The organism is Streptomyces iconiensis (assembly GCF_028657195.3).
GTDB classification, from domain to species: Bacteria; Actinomycetota; Actinomycetes; order Streptomycetales; family Streptomycetaceae; genus Streptomyces; species Streptomyces iconiensis.
The window spans coordinates 20,450-35,325 of the sequence record NZ_JANCPR020000030.1 but is presented as its reverse complement, the minus strand read 5'-3'; the positions used below and the strand labels follow the sequence as shown (position 1 = coordinate 35,325).

Here is a 14,876-nt window from a genome sequence, read left to right as displayed (position 1 = left end):
AACGCACGTCCGTTACTCTGCGAAACAACACGATGACGACCGGAGGGCGGCATGGAGCCCAACAGTCAACTGGACGCACTGCTTGACCAGTCAGGAATGTCCCGGGCTGGTCTTGCTTCGAGAATCAACCGATTAGGCGACAGAGCCGGAACCACCCTGCGTTACGACCACACCGCCGTGGCGCGCTGGCTCAAAGGGCAGCGGCCACGCGGCAGGGTCCCCGAGTTGATCTGCGAGGTCCTCGGCGGCAAGCTCGGACGCACCCTCACTCTGGGTGACATCGGCATGGGCGTACCGACGACGGCACGCACGTACGGGCTGCCAACGGGCCCCTCGGAGGCGGGAGATGGCGGAGAGGCACTGCTCGGCCGCTTCGTCGAGCGGGCCGCCTCGCTGTGGCGCTCCGACCAGGTGCACGACGACTGGCCAGGCCCCTCACTGCTCACGGGGGCCGCAGCCGTCGCACCCGTATGGGAGTGGGAGAACCCGCCGCAGGACCGCGATGTCTCGCACGACGGCGGGGTGACCGTCACCGAGGCCGATGTGACGGTCCTGTACACCGCGCGCGGACACTACGAGCACCTGTACCGCAACGCCGGCGGCGTCGCCACGCGCGCACGCGTCGTCGGGTTCCTCAACGCGGAGGTCGCGCCCCTTCTGCGCGGGAGCTACGACGACGGCACCGGGCGCGAACTCTTCCGCGCGGCGGGCTCGTTGGCCGCCATCAGCGGCATCTGCGCCTACGACGCCGACGCGCAGGGCCTGGCACAGCGCTACTTCCATCAGGCGCTGCGCCTCGGAAAGGCGTCGGGCGACCTCAGGTTCGGCGGCTACGTCGTGGCGCTGCTCGTCAACCAGGCGCTGTTCCTGGGCGACGCGCGGCACGCCATCGCCTGCGCCGAGGCCGTGCTGCGCACGGCGGGGCCCCAGGCGAGCCCCGCGCTCACCACGGATCTGTACGCGATGCAGGCGACCGCGTACGCACGTCTCGGTGACCGGCGCGGTGCGCACACCTGCATGCGCGGGGCGGAGGCGTACTCCGAGCGCATTCGTCCCGAGGAGGAGCCCGAGGAGACCGGCTACGTCCAACCGGGCCTGGTGGAGGTGCGGTTGGCCGAGGCGCTGCTCCTCCTGGGCGAGCTGGAAGCGGCGACCCGATATGCGCGGGAGGCGGCCCGCGCGCCCGCGCACGTCCGGGGCCGCGTCAACAGGCTCGCCACCCTCACCGACGTGGCACTGCTCGCCGGCGAACCCGAGCAAGCCGCTGTCACGGCGGCCGAGATGGTGGGGACGGCGCGGGGTATCGAGTCGCAGCGGTTGCGCGGGCGCATGCGCAGGGTCAGACGGGCCCTCGTCCGGCACCCGGGAGCTTCAGCTGCCGAGGCGGCGAAGCTGATCGAGGACTCGCTGAGCGTGCCCTTCTGAACCGGGGCACTCGGAGTGCCTCTGTCAGAGGGAGAGCACAACATGCTGGGATGTGCCCAACCTCCGTCAGGAAGGGGGCACATACGTGCAATGGAAGAACCTGGGTGAACACACTGTGTACGAGAACCAGTGGCTTCGGGTGAATCTGGCGGATGTGGAGCTGCCCGACGGGCGACATCTGGATCACTACCTGATCCGGCTGCGCCCCGTCGCGATGGCGACCGCAGTCAACGAGCGCAACGAGGTGCTGCTGCTGTGGCGGCACCGCTTCATCACGGACAGCTGGGGGTGGGAACTGGCCGCGGGAGTGGTCGACGAGGGGGAGGGGCTCAGAGAGGCCGCGGCACGCGAGATGGTGGAGGAGACGGGCTGGCGGCCCGGGGTCCTCCACCACCTCATGACAGTCGAGCCGGCGAACGGGCTGACCGACGCGCGGCACCACATCTACTGGGCGCACAGCGCCGAGTACCTCGGTCCTCCCGAGGACGACTTCGAGTCCGACAAGCGGGAGTGGGTCCCCCTCAAGGAGGTGCCCGACCTCATCGCCGCCGGACAGGTGCCCGCCGCCAACACGGCGGCTGCGCTGCTCATGCTCTACCGCGTGCGCTTCGGATGAGAGCACGCCCGGGGCGAGGGGTCAGTGGGACCGAGGGGTCAGTGGGACACGCGGGTCACTGCGACCCGCTCTTGAGGAAGCCGTCGCCGTGCTGCGCGATGTGCTGTTCGAGCGCGGTGAGGGCCTGCTGGACGTCCTGGGCCGTTCCGCTGCCGCGCTGCTCGGCGTAGTAGGCGGCACCCAGCCTGCGCAGCAGGTCGTTGCCCGCGCGCTGGGCCTGGACCTCCTCCACCTTCTCCTTGCCCTGGGACAGCCCACGCTGTGCCTGCTCCTTGGCGCGGTCGAGAAACCCTGCCATGGTCCTGCCTCCCGATGAGTGGGGTACGGGAAGGGCCGTGTGCCCGTGCCCGGTTCTGTGAATGCGTCCTGCGTCGTCAACGTATGCCGTGATCAGCCGGTTCCCCGGTCCGACAGCACCCCGCGCGCCGTTGTCACCAGATCGGGGATGGCCGGTGCCCGGGGGCCGCGCGCCACAGCAGGACGACGGGCACATCGGCCGCCCCGGTCAGCGGGCGGCGGGCGACACCCGGCAGCCGCGCGGGGTCCAGCGCGTCGTCGACGGCGGCGAGGGCGACGGCTGCCTTGTCCCGGAACGTGCGCCCCTCCGGGGTGAGTTCCGGATGGTGGGTCGGGCGGTCGGCCGGACGCCCAGGTGCGTCTCCAGCCGGCGCAGGGTGCGTGGGAGCGCGGACCGGCTGACACGCAGGCGCGCGGCGGCGGAGGTGATGCCGCCCTCCTGCGCGATGGCGAGGAAGGCGCGCGGATGTCGCAGCTCGACGGCCATGCGTCCGGAGCACAGTCACAGCGGAAACCGCATTTCACGAGGCGAGGAGTGGGGGCCTAGCGTGGCGGTATGACCGCTGCCGACCGCCCCTCAGGAGTCCCCGGAACAGCGCCGGGCGCCGGCTGCGCCGCGGACGTGGGCCACGCGGGTGCGGACTCCGGTACGGGCCCTGCCGGTACGGGCTCCGCGGGCTCGGCGTCCGGCCGTGGCCGGGGGCGGATGGGCGCGTTCGGGATGGTGATCGGCAGCGCGATGTCGCTCCAGTTCGGCTCGGCCGTCGCCGCGCTGCTCTTCCCGCGTGCCGGGGCGCTCGGCGTCGTCGCGCTGCGGCTGATCTTCTCGGCGCTGCTGCTGCTCGCCGTGTGCAGGCCGAAGCTGCGCGGGCACTCGCGCAAGGACTGGACGGCCGTCATCGGGCTCGGGGTCGCGCTCGGCACCATGAACAGCCTCTTCTACCAGGCGATCGACAGGATTCCGCTCGGTGCGGCCGTCACCCTCGAACTGCTGGGCCCGCTCGTCCTGTCCGTCGTCGCCTCCCGCCGCGCGCTCAGCCTGGTGTGGGCCGGGCTGGCGCTGGTCGGGGTCTACCTTCTCGGGGCCGGCGGCTTCGGGCAGCTCAACCTCGCCGGGGCCGCCTTCGCGCTGGGGGCCGGTGCGATGTGGACGGCCTACATCGTCTTCAACGCCCGTACGGGCGCGCGTTTCCCCAAGGTCGACGGGCTGGCGCTCGCCATGGGGGTCGCGGCGGTCGTGAGCGCGCCCCTCGGTGTGGTGAGCGCGGGCGGCGCCCTCCTGGATCCCGTCACGCTCGGGCTGGGTGCCGCGGTCGCGGTGCTCTCCTCCGGGCTGCCGTACACCCTGGAGCTGTTCGCGCTGCGGAGGCTGCCGGCCGGGACGTTCGCCGTGCTCATGAGCCTCATGCCGGTCGCCGCCACGGCTGCGGGCTTCCTCGTGCTGGGCCAGAGCCTGGGGCTCATGGAACTGCTGGCCATCGCGCTCGTCGTCGCGGCGAGCATGGGGGCCGTGCGCACCTCGTCGTCGTGACCCGTCTTCCGCGCGGCTTAGGGTTGGCCGGGTGGACGCAGAACAGCAGGCCGGCAGGGTGGACGTGGTCCGCTGGAGCGAGGACGGCGAGGAACGGTCGGCGCTGTGGCGTTCCGAGAGCGGGGCGCGGCCACCGAAGCGGGTGGTGGCCGCCGACGACCGTATGACCGCTGACGCCGCCTACAAGCTGGCCTGCGAGGGCACGGCGCTGCTGTGGCGCGGCGACTACCACGGGGCGCGGCAGCTGCTCGCCGCGCTGGGACGGCGCGTGGACCGCAAGCCGCCGAAGATGGGCGCGACACCCTCCGAGAGCTTCCACCTGCACCGCCAGGCACTGTCGCGGCGTGCCAGGGTGCTGGGAATGCTGCTGGTACCGCTGGAGACCTCGCCGGACGGCAGCCGTACGGTGCCGCTGCGGCGTGCCCCCGAGGTGGCCGAGGCGTGTGCCGGGGCGTACGGAGAGCCCGGGGCGTACGCGGAGCACGGGGAGCCCGGAAGGTACGCGGAGCAGGGAACTTCCGTGACGCTGGTCTCCCTGCGCGAGCTGCAGGGGGTTCTCGGCGCGCACGAGTGGCGCCGCAAGGGTGTGCCGGTCGAGGCGCTCGGCGGGGAACATGTGCACCCGTACCACGGCGTCTTCTCGCCCGTACGCGGCGAGTACATCGACCTCGTCGCGCACACACCCCTGCCGCAGGGCAGGGGAGGGCCGCTGGTCGCTTTCGACATCGGTACGGGCACGGGTGTGCTGGCCGTCGTGCTCGCGCGGCGCGAGGGCGGCAGGGTGGGCCGCGTCGTCGCGACGGACCTGGGGGAGCGGGCGCTCGCCTGCGCGCGCGAGAACGTGCGGCGGCTCGGGGCAGAGGCAACGGTGGACGTCGTGCGGGCCGACCTGTTCCCCGCGCCCGAGGCCGGGCGGGCCGACCTCGTGGTGTGCAACCCGCCCTGGCTGCCCGCGAAGCCGACCTCCGTCCTGGAACAGGCGGTCTACGACCCGGGCAGCCGGATGCTGCGGGGCTTCCTCGACGGGCTCGCCGCACGGCTCGCGCCGGGCGGCGAGGGCTGGCTGATCCTCTCCGACCTGGCCGAACACCTGGGCCTGCGCGCGCGCGACGAGCTGCTGGGCTGGATCGGGGACGCGGGCCTGGAGGTCGCCGGCCGCCATGACGCGCGCCCCCGGCACGGCCGCGCGACCGACCCGGCGGCGCCCCTGCACGCGGCACGCGCCGCCGAAACGACGAGCCTGTGGCGGCTGGCCTCAAAGAGCTGACCGACCGCCCCTTCGCCCTCCCCTCACGCCTCCGACTGCCGGTCGGGGCCCTGGGCCCGTACGTCCTCGACGTGTGCCAGGGAGTCCCGCAGTTCGCTCAGCCACTCGTCGCTGTGCTGCTCGACGAGGCGTACGCACCACGAGAGCGCCTCACTGCGGCTGCGTGCCACTCCCGCGGCGATGAGCGTGTCCAGCACCTGCCGCTGCGGCTGCCGCAGCCGCGTCATCACGGGCGCCGCCACGTGTGTGAACAGCACGCGGACCTCGCCGCATTGGGCGCCCCAGGAGACCTTCTTGCCGTAGCGCCGTTCGGTCTGGCGCGCGACGTCGATACGGGTGTCGCGCGTGCGCTCCCTGAACTCCGCGACACGGCCCTCCAGCGCCGCGGCCCGCTCGCCCGCCGACACGTCGGCGTCCAGCGCCGGTTCGGGTATGGCGCCGATGACCGTGACCTCCTCGCGGTCGGCCGTCACCTCGACCAGCCGCGTGAACAGCTCTCCGGGCAGCCGCCCGGCCAGCCAGCCGCGCAGCTCCTCCTCTTCCTGCTTCGTCGTCCTCATGTAAGCAGAATTACGCGATTACAGCCCCCAGGGCAAGGGCCGGTGCGGGGCCCTCTTGTCCAACTCCCCTGCCCCGTCCGATCGTTGACGCACACGGGGGTCGGCGGGTGAGGCAAGGGAGACGGCTGTGGAGTACCGACGTCTGGGCGCTTCCGGACTGCACGTTCCCGAACTGGCCCTGGGTGCCGGTTCCTTCGGCGTACCAGAAGGCTCAGCGCTTCCGCCGGGCGGTACGGGGACGGCGGAGGCACGCCGCATGGTGGACATGTGCCTGGAAGCCGGCGTGACGATGTTCGACACGGCGGACGTGTACGCGGCGGGCTCGTCCGAGGAGGTGCTGGGAGCGGCGCTCAAGGGCCGCAGGGACCGTGCGCTGATCTCCACGAAGATCGGCGTTCCCCTGGGCGAGGGCCCCGGCGAGGGCGGCACGTCGCGGCCCCGTCTGGTGCGGGGCGTCGAGGACGCGCTGCGCCGGCTGGGTACCGGGCACATCGACCTGCTCCAGCTCCATCTGTTCGACGCGGGCACACCCGCCGAGGAGGTGCTGGCCACGCTGGACGAGCTGGTGCGCTCGGGGAAGGTGCGCTACATCGGCGCCTCCAACTTCCCCGGCTGGCACCTGATGAAGTCCCTCGCGCTCTCCGACCGTTACGGCTACGCGCGCTATGTGGCCCACCAGGTGTACTACTCGCTGGTCGGCCGCGAGTACGAGTGGGAGCTGATGCCGCTCGGCCTGGACCAGGGTGTCGGCGCTGTCGTGTGGAGCCCGCTGGCCTGGGGGCGGCTGACGGGCAAGGTGCGCAAGGGGGAGCCGCTGCCGGAGCGCAGCCGTCTGCGCGAGGCGGCGGCCTACGGGCCGCCTGTCGAGGACGAGCAACTCCACCGTGTGGTCGTCGCCCTGGACGAGGTCGCGGAGGAGACCGGGCACGCCCTCGCGCAAGTGGCGATCAATTGGCTGCTGCGCCGCCCCTCCGTCGCCTCCGTGGTCATAGGAGCCCGGAACGAGGAGCAACTGCGCCAGAACCTGGGCGCGGTGGGCTGGAGCCTCACACCGGAACAGGTCGCGCGCCTGGAAGCGGCGAGCGCGCGGCACGCCGTCTACCCGCACTGGCTCGCCCAGCGGCAGGAACGCTTCGCGCGGCTGAACCCCTCGCCCGTCGACGTCACCCCGCCCACGGACTGACCGCTCCTCAGGACACCGGGGCGTGGCGCCGTGAGGTCCTACGACCATGGTCCGAACCTCGATTCCCCCTGCGCGGTGGTCAGCACCGGGCGTACGGGGCTACCGGAGAACGGACGAGAGGGTGTCTGCGAGCGGCTGAGAAAAGACGGACGCACCCGGTCCGCCGATCGGGCGGTGCGGGTGCGTCCGTACGACATCCGGAGGACTCCGGAAGGCGAACCACAGGGGTTCAGCCCTTCTTGGTCTCCCAGAAGATCTTGTCGATCTGGGTGATGTAGTCCAGCGCCTTCTGGCCGGTGGCCGGGTCGGTCGACCCCTTGGCCGTGCTGATGGCCTTGAGGGTGTCGTTGACCAGCTGGTGCAGCTCCGGGTACTTCTCGAAGTGCGGGGGCTTGAAGTAGTCGCTCCACAGCACCGAGACATGGTGCTTGGCCAGCTCAGCGCGCTCCTCCTTGATGGTGGTGGCGCGCATGCGGAAGTGGGGGTCCTCGTTGGCCTGGTACTTGTCCTGGATGGCCTTGACGGACTCGGCCTCGATACGGGCCTGGGCCGGGTCGTAGACACCGCAGGGCAGGTCGCAGTGGGCGCTGACCTGCACCTTGGGGGCGAACAGGCGGGAGAGCATAAAAGCCGTCCTTCCTCGTGATCGTCTTCTCACGTGCGAGATTACTCCGTGTGGGAAGCCTTTTCGCGTGTGCCCCCACGGGCTTAGGACAAAAGTCCAGTGACAGGGTGGATCTGCTGGAGCAAACGGACCGGACACTCCGGTCCGCTGGACCGGAGGCGGAGAAGATGCCGGAGCGGACGCGTGAGCACGGCGGCGCGGAGGGCCGACCCCGTAGTGAGAGCGCTGAGCATGGCACGCACGGTGAGCGCGGCGGGCCGCTGAAACGGATCGGGCTGGCGGAGGTCTACAACCCGTCGATGGAGCCGACGCTGCTCCCCGGCGACCAGCTCGTGGTGAAGTACGGGGCCACCGTGCACCCGGGGGACATCGTCGTGCTGCGGCATCCCTTCCAGCACGACCTGCTCATCGTCAAGCGGGCCGTCGAGCGCCGCACCGGCGGCTGGTGGGTGCGGGGCGACAACCCGCACGTGCGCAACGACAGCCGGGAGTTCGGCACCGTGCCGGACGAGTTGGTGGTCGCGCGCGCGTGGCTGCGGCTGCGTCCGCCGCGCGGGATTCAGCGTTCGCTGTCCTCCGTGGCGCGCTGGTCGGTGGCCGCTGTGCGGCCCTTGATCGGGCCCGTACGGCCGCGCGGTGAAGCGGCCGGGCTGCCGCCCGGTTCCTCCGCCTCCTTGTCCAGGGTCTCCAAGCGCTTGCGTGCCCGGTAGGCGGCCACGTTGGCGCGGGTGGCGCAGCGGTCGGAGCAGTAGCGGCGGGAACGATTCGTCGAGGTGTCCAGATAGGCGTTGCGGCAGGGCGTCGCCTGGCAGACCCCGAGCCGGTCGACGCCCAGGTCCGTGAGGTGGAAGGCGAGGCCCATGCAGGCGGTCGCCGCGTAGCCCGCCGTCGCGTTGGCCGGGTGCTCGGCCAGGTGCATGTGCCAGCGGGGGCGCCCCGCGTCGTCCAGGACCTCGTGTCCCGAGATCTGCGGGCTGGTGGGGAACTCCATCAGCAGCGAGTTGAGCAGGTCGACGGCGCGTACGGCGTCGCCCTCGGCTGCGGCGGAGAAGACCGCACGCAGCCGTGTGCGCACGCCCCTGAGCCGGGTCACGTCCGCCTCCGTCGCCTTGCGCGCCATGGTCACATTGGCCCCGCACAGCTCCCGCACCGCGTCGACCGAGGTGAGCGAGTCCTCTCCCCGTTCGGGCTCCTCGGTGTTCACGAGCCGCACGGCCATATCCGAGTAATAGTTGAGTTCCACTTGTGATCCTTACGGGGGGCGCTCTATGGTCGGTAATAGCTGAATCCCAACGAGGGTATTACGTTAAGGAGGGGACATGGCGAGCCATGCGCTGAACGGCACCAACTGGCAGGAGTGGCAGGACAGCTGGGACCGGCAGCAGGAGTGGTACCTCCCCGACCGCGAGGAGCGGTTCAGGGTGATGCTCGACATGACCGAGGCGCTCGTGGGCCCCGCGCCGAGGGTGCTGGACCTCGCCTGCGGTACGGGCAGTATCTCGGACCGCCTTCTCAAGCGGCTCCCGGGCGCCACGGCGGTCGGCGTGGACCGTGACCCCGCGCTGCTCGCCATCGCGCGCGGGCACTTCGAGGGCGATGCGCGTGTCCAGTTCGTCTCCGCCGACCTGAGCGGGGCCGACTGGGTCGGTGCGCTTCCCGGCGGGAAGCCCTTCGACGCCGTGCTCACCGCGACGGCGCTGCACTGGATGACCACAGAACCGCTGCGTGCGCTGTACGGGCAGGTCGCGGGCGTGGTCAGGGAGGGCGGCGTCTTCATGAACGCCGACCACATGCCGGAGGAGTCCACGCCGCGCGTCAACGCGGCCGTGCACCTCTTCGAGGACGCGCGGCAGGAGCGTGCGCGTACCGGAGGCTCCCTCGACTGGGGCGGCTGGTGGAAGGCGCTCGCCGCCGACCCCGCGCTGCGCGAGGTCGCCGAGGAGCGGTTCGCGCTGTTCGGGAACCCGGCCGAGCTGCAGCACGGCCACGACCACAACGACGAGGAGTTCCAGTCTCCGGCATGGCACGCCGCCACGCTCCGCGAGGCCGGGTTCGCCGAGGCGCGCTCCGTGTGGGCCTCGCCCACCGACGCGCTGGTCCTGGGCCTGCGCTGAGGCGCACCGCGCGGTGGGGGCCGTCCGTACGTCCCCACCGCGCGGTCAGGGGGTCAGTCCCTGCGGTAGTGGGCGCGGGAGCCGGCCGTGTCCTTGTCCTCGTAGGCGCCCGCCGTGCCCCGGTCCACATGGAAGGTGGTCAGGGTGCGTACAGGGGACTCCGGGTCGGTCGGCGATGCGATCACCCGCATGTGGGTGGACCAGCGCTCCGGGGTCACGTCGTAGACGGCGTATCCGCGGTGGCCGCCCTCGAAGTACTGCAACTGCGGGTTGGCCTTGCCCATCAGGGGCCCGTTCGCCGCGTTCCACGCCTCGTCGTACGGCGCTGAGCTGATGGAGTGCGCGGTGAACTCCGTACCGATGACGGGGGAGCCGGCCTCGCCGAACTCCGGCACCACGTCGTCCACGAAGCACGAGTGCCAGTCGCCCGTGATCACGACCAGGTCCTCCAGGCCCGCCTTGTGGACGTGTCCGAGCACCTCCTTGCGCTCGTTGACGAAGCCGTCCCACTGGTCGGTGAACATGTAGCCGCCGCCCGGCCTGCCGCGCAGCTGGCTGAGCATGATCGAGTTGACCCAGCAGTGCCAGGCGTCCGGTGCCCGGTCGACGGCGTCCTTGAGCCACCGCTTCTGCGGGGCGCCCAGGATGGTGCCGTCCGGGAGGTTCTGCGCCGAACGGTACGAGCGCAGGTCCAGGATCGTCAGATCCAGCAGGCCGCCCCAGTCGCGGCGGCGGTGGATGACGGGGTCGGGCAGCGCGGAGGAGCCGTCGTCGCGGTGCGGCTGGTTCTCGTAGAACGCCTGGTAGGCGGCTGCCCTGCGCTGCATGAACGGGGCGCCGCCGCCCGTGCCGCTGTAGTCGTTGACGACCTCGTGGTCGTCCCAGGTCAGATACCAGGGGTGTGCGGCGTGTGCGTCGCGCAGCGAGGGGTCGCCCTTGTAGAGGGCGTAGCGCTTGCGGTAGTCGGCCAGCGTGAAGATCTCGGGGCTGTTGTGGTCGCGTACGGCTTCCCCGCCGACGGGGCCGTGTTCATAGATGTAGTCGCCCAGGTGGACGACGAAGTCGAGCTCCTCGCGGGCTATGCCGCGCAGCGGCGCGTAGTAACCGTCGTGGAACGCCTGGCAGTTGGCGTTCGCGAAGCGCACCCGGTCGGTGCGCAGCGGCGCCGTCTTCGTGCGGCCCGTGCGGCTTCTGCGGCCCAGCGCGGTGAACGCGTACCAGTAGTGCCGCCCGGGTCTCAGGCCGCCCACCGGTACGTGCACGCTGTGCGCGAGCGTCGCCGAGGCGGCAACAGAGCCGCGCGCGACCACCCGGCGCAGCGCGCGGTCCTCGGCCACGACCCAGTCGACCTCGACGGTCTCGGGCAGGTCCTGTTCGCCTGCGAACGGTTCGGGTGCCAGCCGGGTCCACAGCACCACGCTGGTGGGCAGCGGGTCGCCCGAGGCGATGCCGAGCGTGAAGGGCGCCGGGTCGTAGGTCGCGCCCAGCTCCTGTGCCGCCTCCTTCGCCTGCGCGGGCGAGAGGCCGGCCGACAGCGGCCAGACGAGGTTGAGCGCGCCGACGGCGCCGGCGGCCCTCAGCAGATCACGCCGGTTGAGCTTCATGCCTGGCCTCCAGTCGGCTTGTCGCCGGTCTTCCCCGGTGAACCGGCCCACGAGGGGCGGCCCTTCGTGTGGTGCAAGGTGAGCGAAACGGCGTCCGCGTAACCGTCGTTGCTGGTGCCGCCGCCGGAGCGGGTCAGCACCAGCAGCACCCGTGCGCTGCGTGACCCCGGCGGAACCGCCGCCTCCGCCGTGCGCGGGACGAGACCCGTACGCGCGTTCCGTTCGGCCGCCGTGACCGGGCCGAGCACGCTCAGCGCGAGCGGGGTGCCCGCGCCGTCGCGGAACTCGACCGACAGCCGCGCGCCGTCCTCCTGGCCCGCGTAGCCGCCCAGATGGGCCGCCACCTCGTAGCGCACCTTGCCCGCGTCCACGGGTCCACGCCCTGTGCGCCCTGTGCGGGGCAGCGTGATGTCCTGGAAGAGGGTGGTACGGGGTGAGTTGCCGCCACCGAAGAAGCGGCTGCCGCGCCGGGGCGGGCCGGGGTCCTCGTGCGTGGGGTAGCCGCTGTCGGCTCCGTAGGTGAGGAGGGCGGGCGCTCCCTCGGCGATCTGCCAGCCCTTGACGGAGTTCACGGGCACAGTCGAACCGCCAGGTCCGTCCTCGGCACCGCCGTTGACCACGATGTTCTTCGAACCGTCCACAGAGAAACTGCCTCCAGTTGTCTGTACAAGTGGCGCATGCGCCACGGACGGAACATCACAGCAGCATCGGGTGAACACCGCACTACCGGGAGCACATTGTTTTCCGGCAGTTTCGGAAGCGCACGCACACGAAACGGGGCCGCTCCACAAAGGAGCGGCCCCGTCGGGGTGTTGCGGCCGGGCCCGCGGATCACGCCTGCCCGGTGTCGGGGGGTGCGCCCGGCAGGGGTGCGGGGAACCGCGCGACCAGCCACGGACGCACGGGTTCCACGCGAAGTGCCGTCAGGGGCACCCCTCCCGGCTGCGTACAGGCTCTACCGGCGGGCGACGCCCTCGGCGCGGGCAGCCGCCGCGACGGCGGAGGTCACAGCGGGCGCGACACGCTCGTCGAAGGGCGAGGGGATGACGCGGTCGGCGCTCAGCTCGTCCGCGACGACGGCGGCCAGCGCCTCGGCAGCCGCCAGCTTCATGCCCTCCGTGATGTCCGTGGCGCGGACCTGGAGCGCACCGGCGAAGACACCGGGGAACGCGAGCACGTTGTTGATCTGGTTCGGGTAGTCGCTGCGGCCCGTGGCCACCACGGACGCGTACTTGACGGCGACATCCGGGTGGATCTCCGGATTCGGGTTGGCCATGGCGAAGATGAACGCGTCCTTGGCCATCCGCGCGACCGCGTCCTCGGGGACCGTTCCGCCGCTGACGCCGATGAACACATCGGCACCCGAGAGCGCGGACTCCAGGGAGCCGGTGTGGCCCGCCTTGTTGGTGAAGCCCGCCAACTCGCGCTTCACGTCGGTGAGGTCGTCGCGGTCGTCCGAGACGACGCCCTTGCGGTCGCAGACCGCGACATCGCCGATGCCGGCCTCGACGAGGATGCGTGCGATGGCGACACCGGCGGCGCCCGCACCCGAGATGACGGCCCGCAGCTCACCGAGCGCGCGCCCGCTCAGCTTCGCGGCGTTGCGCAGCGCCGCGAGCGTGACGATGGCCGTGCCGTGCTGGTCGTCATGGAAGACGGGGATGTCCAGCCTCTCCTTGAGCCGGGCCTCGATCTCGAAGCACCGGGGCGCCGAGATGTCCTCCAGGTTGATGCCCCCGAAGGAGGGGGCGAGCCGGGCGACGGTCTCCACGATGTCGTCGGCGCTCTGCGCGTCCAGCGCGATCGGCACGGCGTCCACCCCGCCGAACTGCTTGAACAGGATGGCCTTTCCCTCCATGACGGGGAGGGAGGCCCCGGGACCGATGTCACCCAGCCCGAGCACCGCGCTGCCGTCGGTCACCACGGCGACGACCTGCGACTTCCAGGTGTAGTCGTCGACCAGGTCCGGCTGATCGGCGATGGCGCTGCACACCTTCGCGACACCCGGCGTGTAGGCGAGGGACAGGTCGGCCGCGTCGCGCACGGGCACGGTTGCCTGGACGGCCATCTTGCCGCCACGGTGCAGGGCGAAGGCCGGATCGATAACGTCCGCTTCCAGCCCGTCCTTCGAATTGACGATCTCCGCTGCCACTGTGTTGAACCCCTTTGTCGAATCTTGGTGAGGGTGACCGCTCCCTGCTGTGAGGAACGGGCGGGCACCACGTCCGCTTCCCGGCCGGCGGATGGCCGCTGTCCGGGGGGAGGTGCGGACGCCGGGCACGCCGCACACGCGCCCTGGTCCCCGGGTGAGGGGTGTAATCGACCTTTCTACCCGACAACGGCCGCCCGGGACGACCTACTTCCGGCCCCCGCACCGTTCAACGCAGGAGAAGGTTCCGCAAAGTCCCTCGACCCCGGCTGGAAGTCCGCACAGTGAGACAAGAGGGGCGGAGCAGCGGAAGGTACGGGGCGTACCGGGTCTCTGACCTCGGGAGCAGTGCCCCTACGCGCCCTGGGGCGCCCTGTGTCCGGAACCCGGTCTCCGTTATCCGATTTTGACCTCTCCGGCCCCCTGTACCCGGCTGTCCGGATGGCAAGATGCCCACCATCCAGCCATCTGAAATGGTCGCGACATTCGAAGGTGTGTGCCCGGCCGAAGCAGCGCAAGCCCATCTCCGCGGGAGGATCCACCCCATGACCGCAAGCACCAGACGACGCACCGGCGCGCTGCGCCTCCGGATCGCGGCGCCCGTGGCCCTCGCGGTCACCGGCGCCCTGCTGCTGACCGGCTGTGGCGACCAGACCGACGGCGCACAGGGAGGCGGGGGCGGCGGCAGCAAGTCCGCGCTGAACGCCAAGCTCCCCAAGAAGATCCGGGACGCGGGTGTCATCAAGGTCGGCACCGACGCGGCGTACAAGCCCATGGAGTTCAAGGAGGGCGACGACATCGTCGGCCTCGACCCGGACATCGCGGACGCGATGGGCAAGAAGCTGGGCGTCAGCTTCGAGTTCGCCAACGGCACCTTCGACGGTCTGATCACCTCTATGCAGACCGGCAAGTTCGACATGATCATGTCCTCGATGACGGACACGAAGGAGCGCCAGGAGGGCCTGGACGACAAGGGCAAGAAGGCAGGCAAGGGCGTCGACTTCGTCGACTACCTCACGGCCGGCTCCTCGATCCTGGTCAAGAAGGGCAACCCCGAGAAGATCGACTCGGTGGACCAGATGTGCGGCAAGAAGATCGCCACGCAGCGCGGCACGACCTCGCACGAGATCCTCAAGAACCAGACGGAGAAGTGCGAGAAGGACGGCAAGAAGAAGGTCACCGTCGAGGCGTACGACACCGATGACGAGGCCCGCGTGCGCCTGAAGTCCGGCGGCGTCCTCGCGGATGTCTCCGACTTCCCCGTCGCGGCGAACGCGGCCAAGTCCGGCTCCGACTTCGAGGTCGTGGGCGACCAGATGGAGTCGGCCCCGTACGGCATCGCCGTCAGCAAGGAGAACGAGAAGCTGCGGGACGCCCTGAAGGAGGCGCTGGCCGCGATCATCAAGGACGGGTCGTACAAGAAGGCACTCGAAAAGTGGGGCGTCGAGGACGGCGGCGTCGACGAGGCGAAGGTCAACTCCGGCACCTGAGCCGGACTTCGCCAA

The 14,876-nt window shown here is 71.0% G+C and carries 15 protein-coding genes and 1 pseudogene; 8 read left to right on the top strand and 8 right to left on the bottom strand.

Going from position 1 to position 14,876, the window contains the following annotated elements; translation table 11 throughout:
- Window positions 1-51 precede the first annotated feature (51 nt).
- Both NMN56_RS27005 and NMN56_RS27000 read left to right on the top strand, forming a co-directional pair.
- Window positions 52-1,425 (top strand): NsdA family TPR-like regulatory protein, encoded by a 1,374-nt coding sequence (locus tag NMN56_RS27005; protein WP_274040741.1) that lies wholly within the window; start codon window positions 52-54, stop codon window positions 1,423-1,425.
- 85 nt (window positions 1,426-1,510) lie between these two features.
- On the top strand, window positions 1,511-2,041 hold the full coding sequence (locus tag NMN56_RS27000) for an NUDIX hydrolase (protein ID WP_274040740.1): 531 nt from the start codon (window positions 1,511-1,513) through the stop codon (window positions 2,039-2,041).
- 55 nt (window positions 2,042-2,096) lie between these two features.
- Here NMN56_RS27000 and NMN56_RS26995 read toward each other — a convergent pair whose 3' ends face one another.
- Together NMN56_RS26995 and NMN56_RS26990 are read right to left on the bottom strand one after the other, a co-directional pair.
- Window positions 2,097-2,339 carry a hypothetical protein gene (locus NMN56_RS26995; RefSeq protein WP_274040739.1) on the bottom strand — a complete coding sequence of 81 codons (243 nt, stop codon included), beginning with the start codon at window positions 2,337-2,339 and terminating at the stop codon, window positions 2,097-2,099.
- Window positions 2,340-2,546: 207 nt separating this feature from the next.
- Entirely contained in the window at window positions 2,547-2,825 is a 279-nt protein-coding gene (locus NMN56_RS26990) for a helix-turn-helix domain-containing protein (RefSeq protein WP_430542719.1), read from the bottom strand.
- 234 nt (window positions 2,826-3,059) lie between these two features.
- Here NMN56_RS26990 and NMN56_RS26985 point away from each other — a divergent pair, with 234 nt between their 5' ends.
- Window positions 3,060-3,869 carry an EamA family transporter gene (locus NMN56_RS26985; RefSeq protein ID WP_430542722.1) on the top strand — a complete coding sequence of 270 codons (810 nt, stop codon included), beginning with the start codon at window positions 3,060-3,062 and terminating at the stop codon, window positions 3,867-3,869.
- Between the two features lie 31 nt (window positions 3,870-3,900).
- The gene (locus NMN56_RS26980; protein WP_274040737.1) at window positions 3,901-5,136 is read left to right on the top strand and encodes a class I SAM-dependent methyltransferase; all 1,236 of its coding nucleotides are present in this window, start codon (window positions 3,901-3,903) and stop codon (window positions 5,134-5,136) included.
- 23 nt (window positions 5,137-5,159) lie between these two features.
- Here NMN56_RS26980 and NMN56_RS26975 read toward each other — a convergent pair whose 3' ends face one another.
- A complete protein-coding gene (locus NMN56_RS26975) occupies window positions 5,160-5,696 on the bottom strand; it encodes a hypothetical protein (RefSeq protein WP_274040736.1) in 537 nt (178 codons plus the stop codon).
- Window positions 5,697-5,823: 127 nt separating this feature from the next.
- On the opposite strand from NMN56_RS26975, the gene NMN56_RS26970 reads away from it, so the two are divergent.
- Window positions 5,824-6,879, top strand: coding sequence for an aldo/keto reductase (locus NMN56_RS26970; RefSeq protein WP_274040735.1), 1,056 nt, complete (start codon window positions 5,824-5,826; stop codon window positions 6,877-6,879).
- Between the two features lie 229 nt (window positions 6,880-7,108).
- Here NMN56_RS26970 and sodN read toward each other — a convergent pair whose 3' ends face one another.
- Window positions 7,109-7,504 (bottom strand): superoxide dismutase, Ni, encoded by a 396-nt coding sequence (sodN, locus tag NMN56_RS26965; RefSeq protein ID WP_274040734.1) that lies wholly within the window; start codon window positions 7,502-7,504, stop codon window positions 7,109-7,111.
- A gap of 167 nt (window positions 7,505-7,671) precedes the next feature.
- Here sodN and NMN56_RS43075 point away from each other — a divergent pair.
- A pseudogene (locus NMN56_RS43075) lies at window positions 7,672-7,971 on the top strand (S24 family peptidase); the annotation flags it as partial.
- 92 nt (window positions 7,972-8,063) lie between these two features.
- Here the strand turns inward: NMN56_RS43075 and NMN56_RS26955 are convergent.
- Window positions 8,064-8,747, bottom strand: a complete 684-nt coding sequence (locus NMN56_RS26955; RefSeq protein ID WP_274040733.1) for a CGNR zinc finger domain-containing protein — start codon at window positions 8,745-8,747, stop codon at window positions 8,064-8,066.
- Window positions 8,748-8,823: 76 nt separating this feature from the next.
- Between NMN56_RS26955 and NMN56_RS26950 the strand changes: the two genes are divergently transcribed.
- Window positions 8,824-9,618 carry a class I SAM-dependent methyltransferase gene (locus NMN56_RS26950; protein WP_274040732.1) on the top strand — a complete coding sequence of 265 codons (795 nt, stop codon included), beginning with the start codon at window positions 8,824-8,826 and terminating at the stop codon, window positions 9,616-9,618.
- 53 nt (window positions 9,619-9,671) lie between these two features.
- Here NMN56_RS26950 and NMN56_RS26945 read toward each other — a convergent pair whose 3' ends face one another.
- From NMN56_RS26945 to NMN56_RS26935, 3 genes are all read right to left on the bottom strand, one after another.
- Window positions 9,672-11,222 (bottom strand): alkaline phosphatase D family protein, encoded by a 1,551-nt coding sequence (locus tag NMN56_RS26945; protein ID WP_274040731.1) that lies wholly within the window; start codon window positions 11,220-11,222, stop codon window positions 9,672-9,674.
- Window positions 11,219-11,863: a phosphoesterase gene (locus NMN56_RS26940; RefSeq protein ID WP_274040730.1), complete on the bottom strand. Its 645-nt coding sequence runs from the start codon at window positions 11,861-11,863 to the stop codon at window positions 11,219-11,221. Before NMN56_RS26940 ends, NMN56_RS26945 begins: the two co-directional genes overlap by 4 nt.
- A 314-nt stretch (window positions 11,864-12,177) precedes the next feature.
- Entirely contained in the window at window positions 12,178-13,374 is a 1,197-nt protein-coding gene (locus tag NMN56_RS26935) for an NAD(P)-dependent malic enzyme (protein WP_274040729.1), read from the bottom strand.
- A 542-nt stretch (window positions 13,375-13,916) separates the two neighbouring features.
- Between NMN56_RS26935 and NMN56_RS26930 the strand changes: the two genes are divergently transcribed.
- Window positions 13,917-14,861, top strand: a complete 945-nt coding sequence (locus NMN56_RS26930) for an ABC transporter substrate-binding protein (RefSeq protein WP_274040728.1) — start codon at window positions 13,917-13,919, stop codon at window positions 14,859-14,861.
- Window positions 14,862-14,876 lie beyond the last annotated feature (15 nt).

What these genes read in the sequence shown, in the direction of transcription:
- NMN56_RS27005 (WP_274040741.1), top strand. Translation starts at nt 52, where the DNA reads ATGGAGCCCAACAGTCAACTGGACGCACTGCTTGACCAGTCAGGAATG.
- NMN56_RS26995 (WP_274040739.1), bottom strand. Translation starts at nt 2,339, where the DNA reads ATGGCAGGGTTTCTCGACCGCGCCAAGGAGCAGGCACAGCGTGGGCTG.
- NMN56_RS26990 (WP_430542719.1), bottom strand. Translation starts at nt 2,825, where the DNA reads ATGGCCGTCGAGCTGCGACATCCGCGCGCCTTCCTCGCCATCGCGCAG.
- NMN56_RS26985 (WP_430542722.1), top strand. Translation starts at nt 3,060, where the DNA reads ATGGTGATCGGCAGCGCGATGTCGCTCCAGTTCGGCTCGGCCGTCGCC.
- NMN56_RS26975 (WP_274040736.1), bottom strand. Translation starts at nt 5,696, where the DNA reads ATGAGGACGACGAAGCAGGAAGAGGAGGAGCTGCGCGGCTGGCTGGCC.
- sodN (WP_274040734.1), bottom strand. Translation starts at nt 7,504, where the DNA reads ATGCTCTCCCGCCTGTTCGCCCCCAAGGTGCAGGTCAGCGCCCACTGC.
- NMN56_RS26950 (WP_274040732.1), top strand. Translation starts at nt 8,824, where the DNA reads ATGGCGAGCCATGCGCTGAACGGCACCAACTGGCAGGAGTGGCAGGAC.
- NMN56_RS26945 (WP_274040731.1), bottom strand. Translation starts at nt 11,222, where the DNA reads ATGAAGCTCAACCGGCGTGATCTGCTGAGGGCCGCCGGCGCCGTCGGC.
- NMN56_RS26930 (WP_274040728.1), top strand. Translation starts at nt 13,917, where the DNA reads ATGACCGCAAGCACCAGACGACGCACCGGCGCGCTGCGCCTCCGGATC.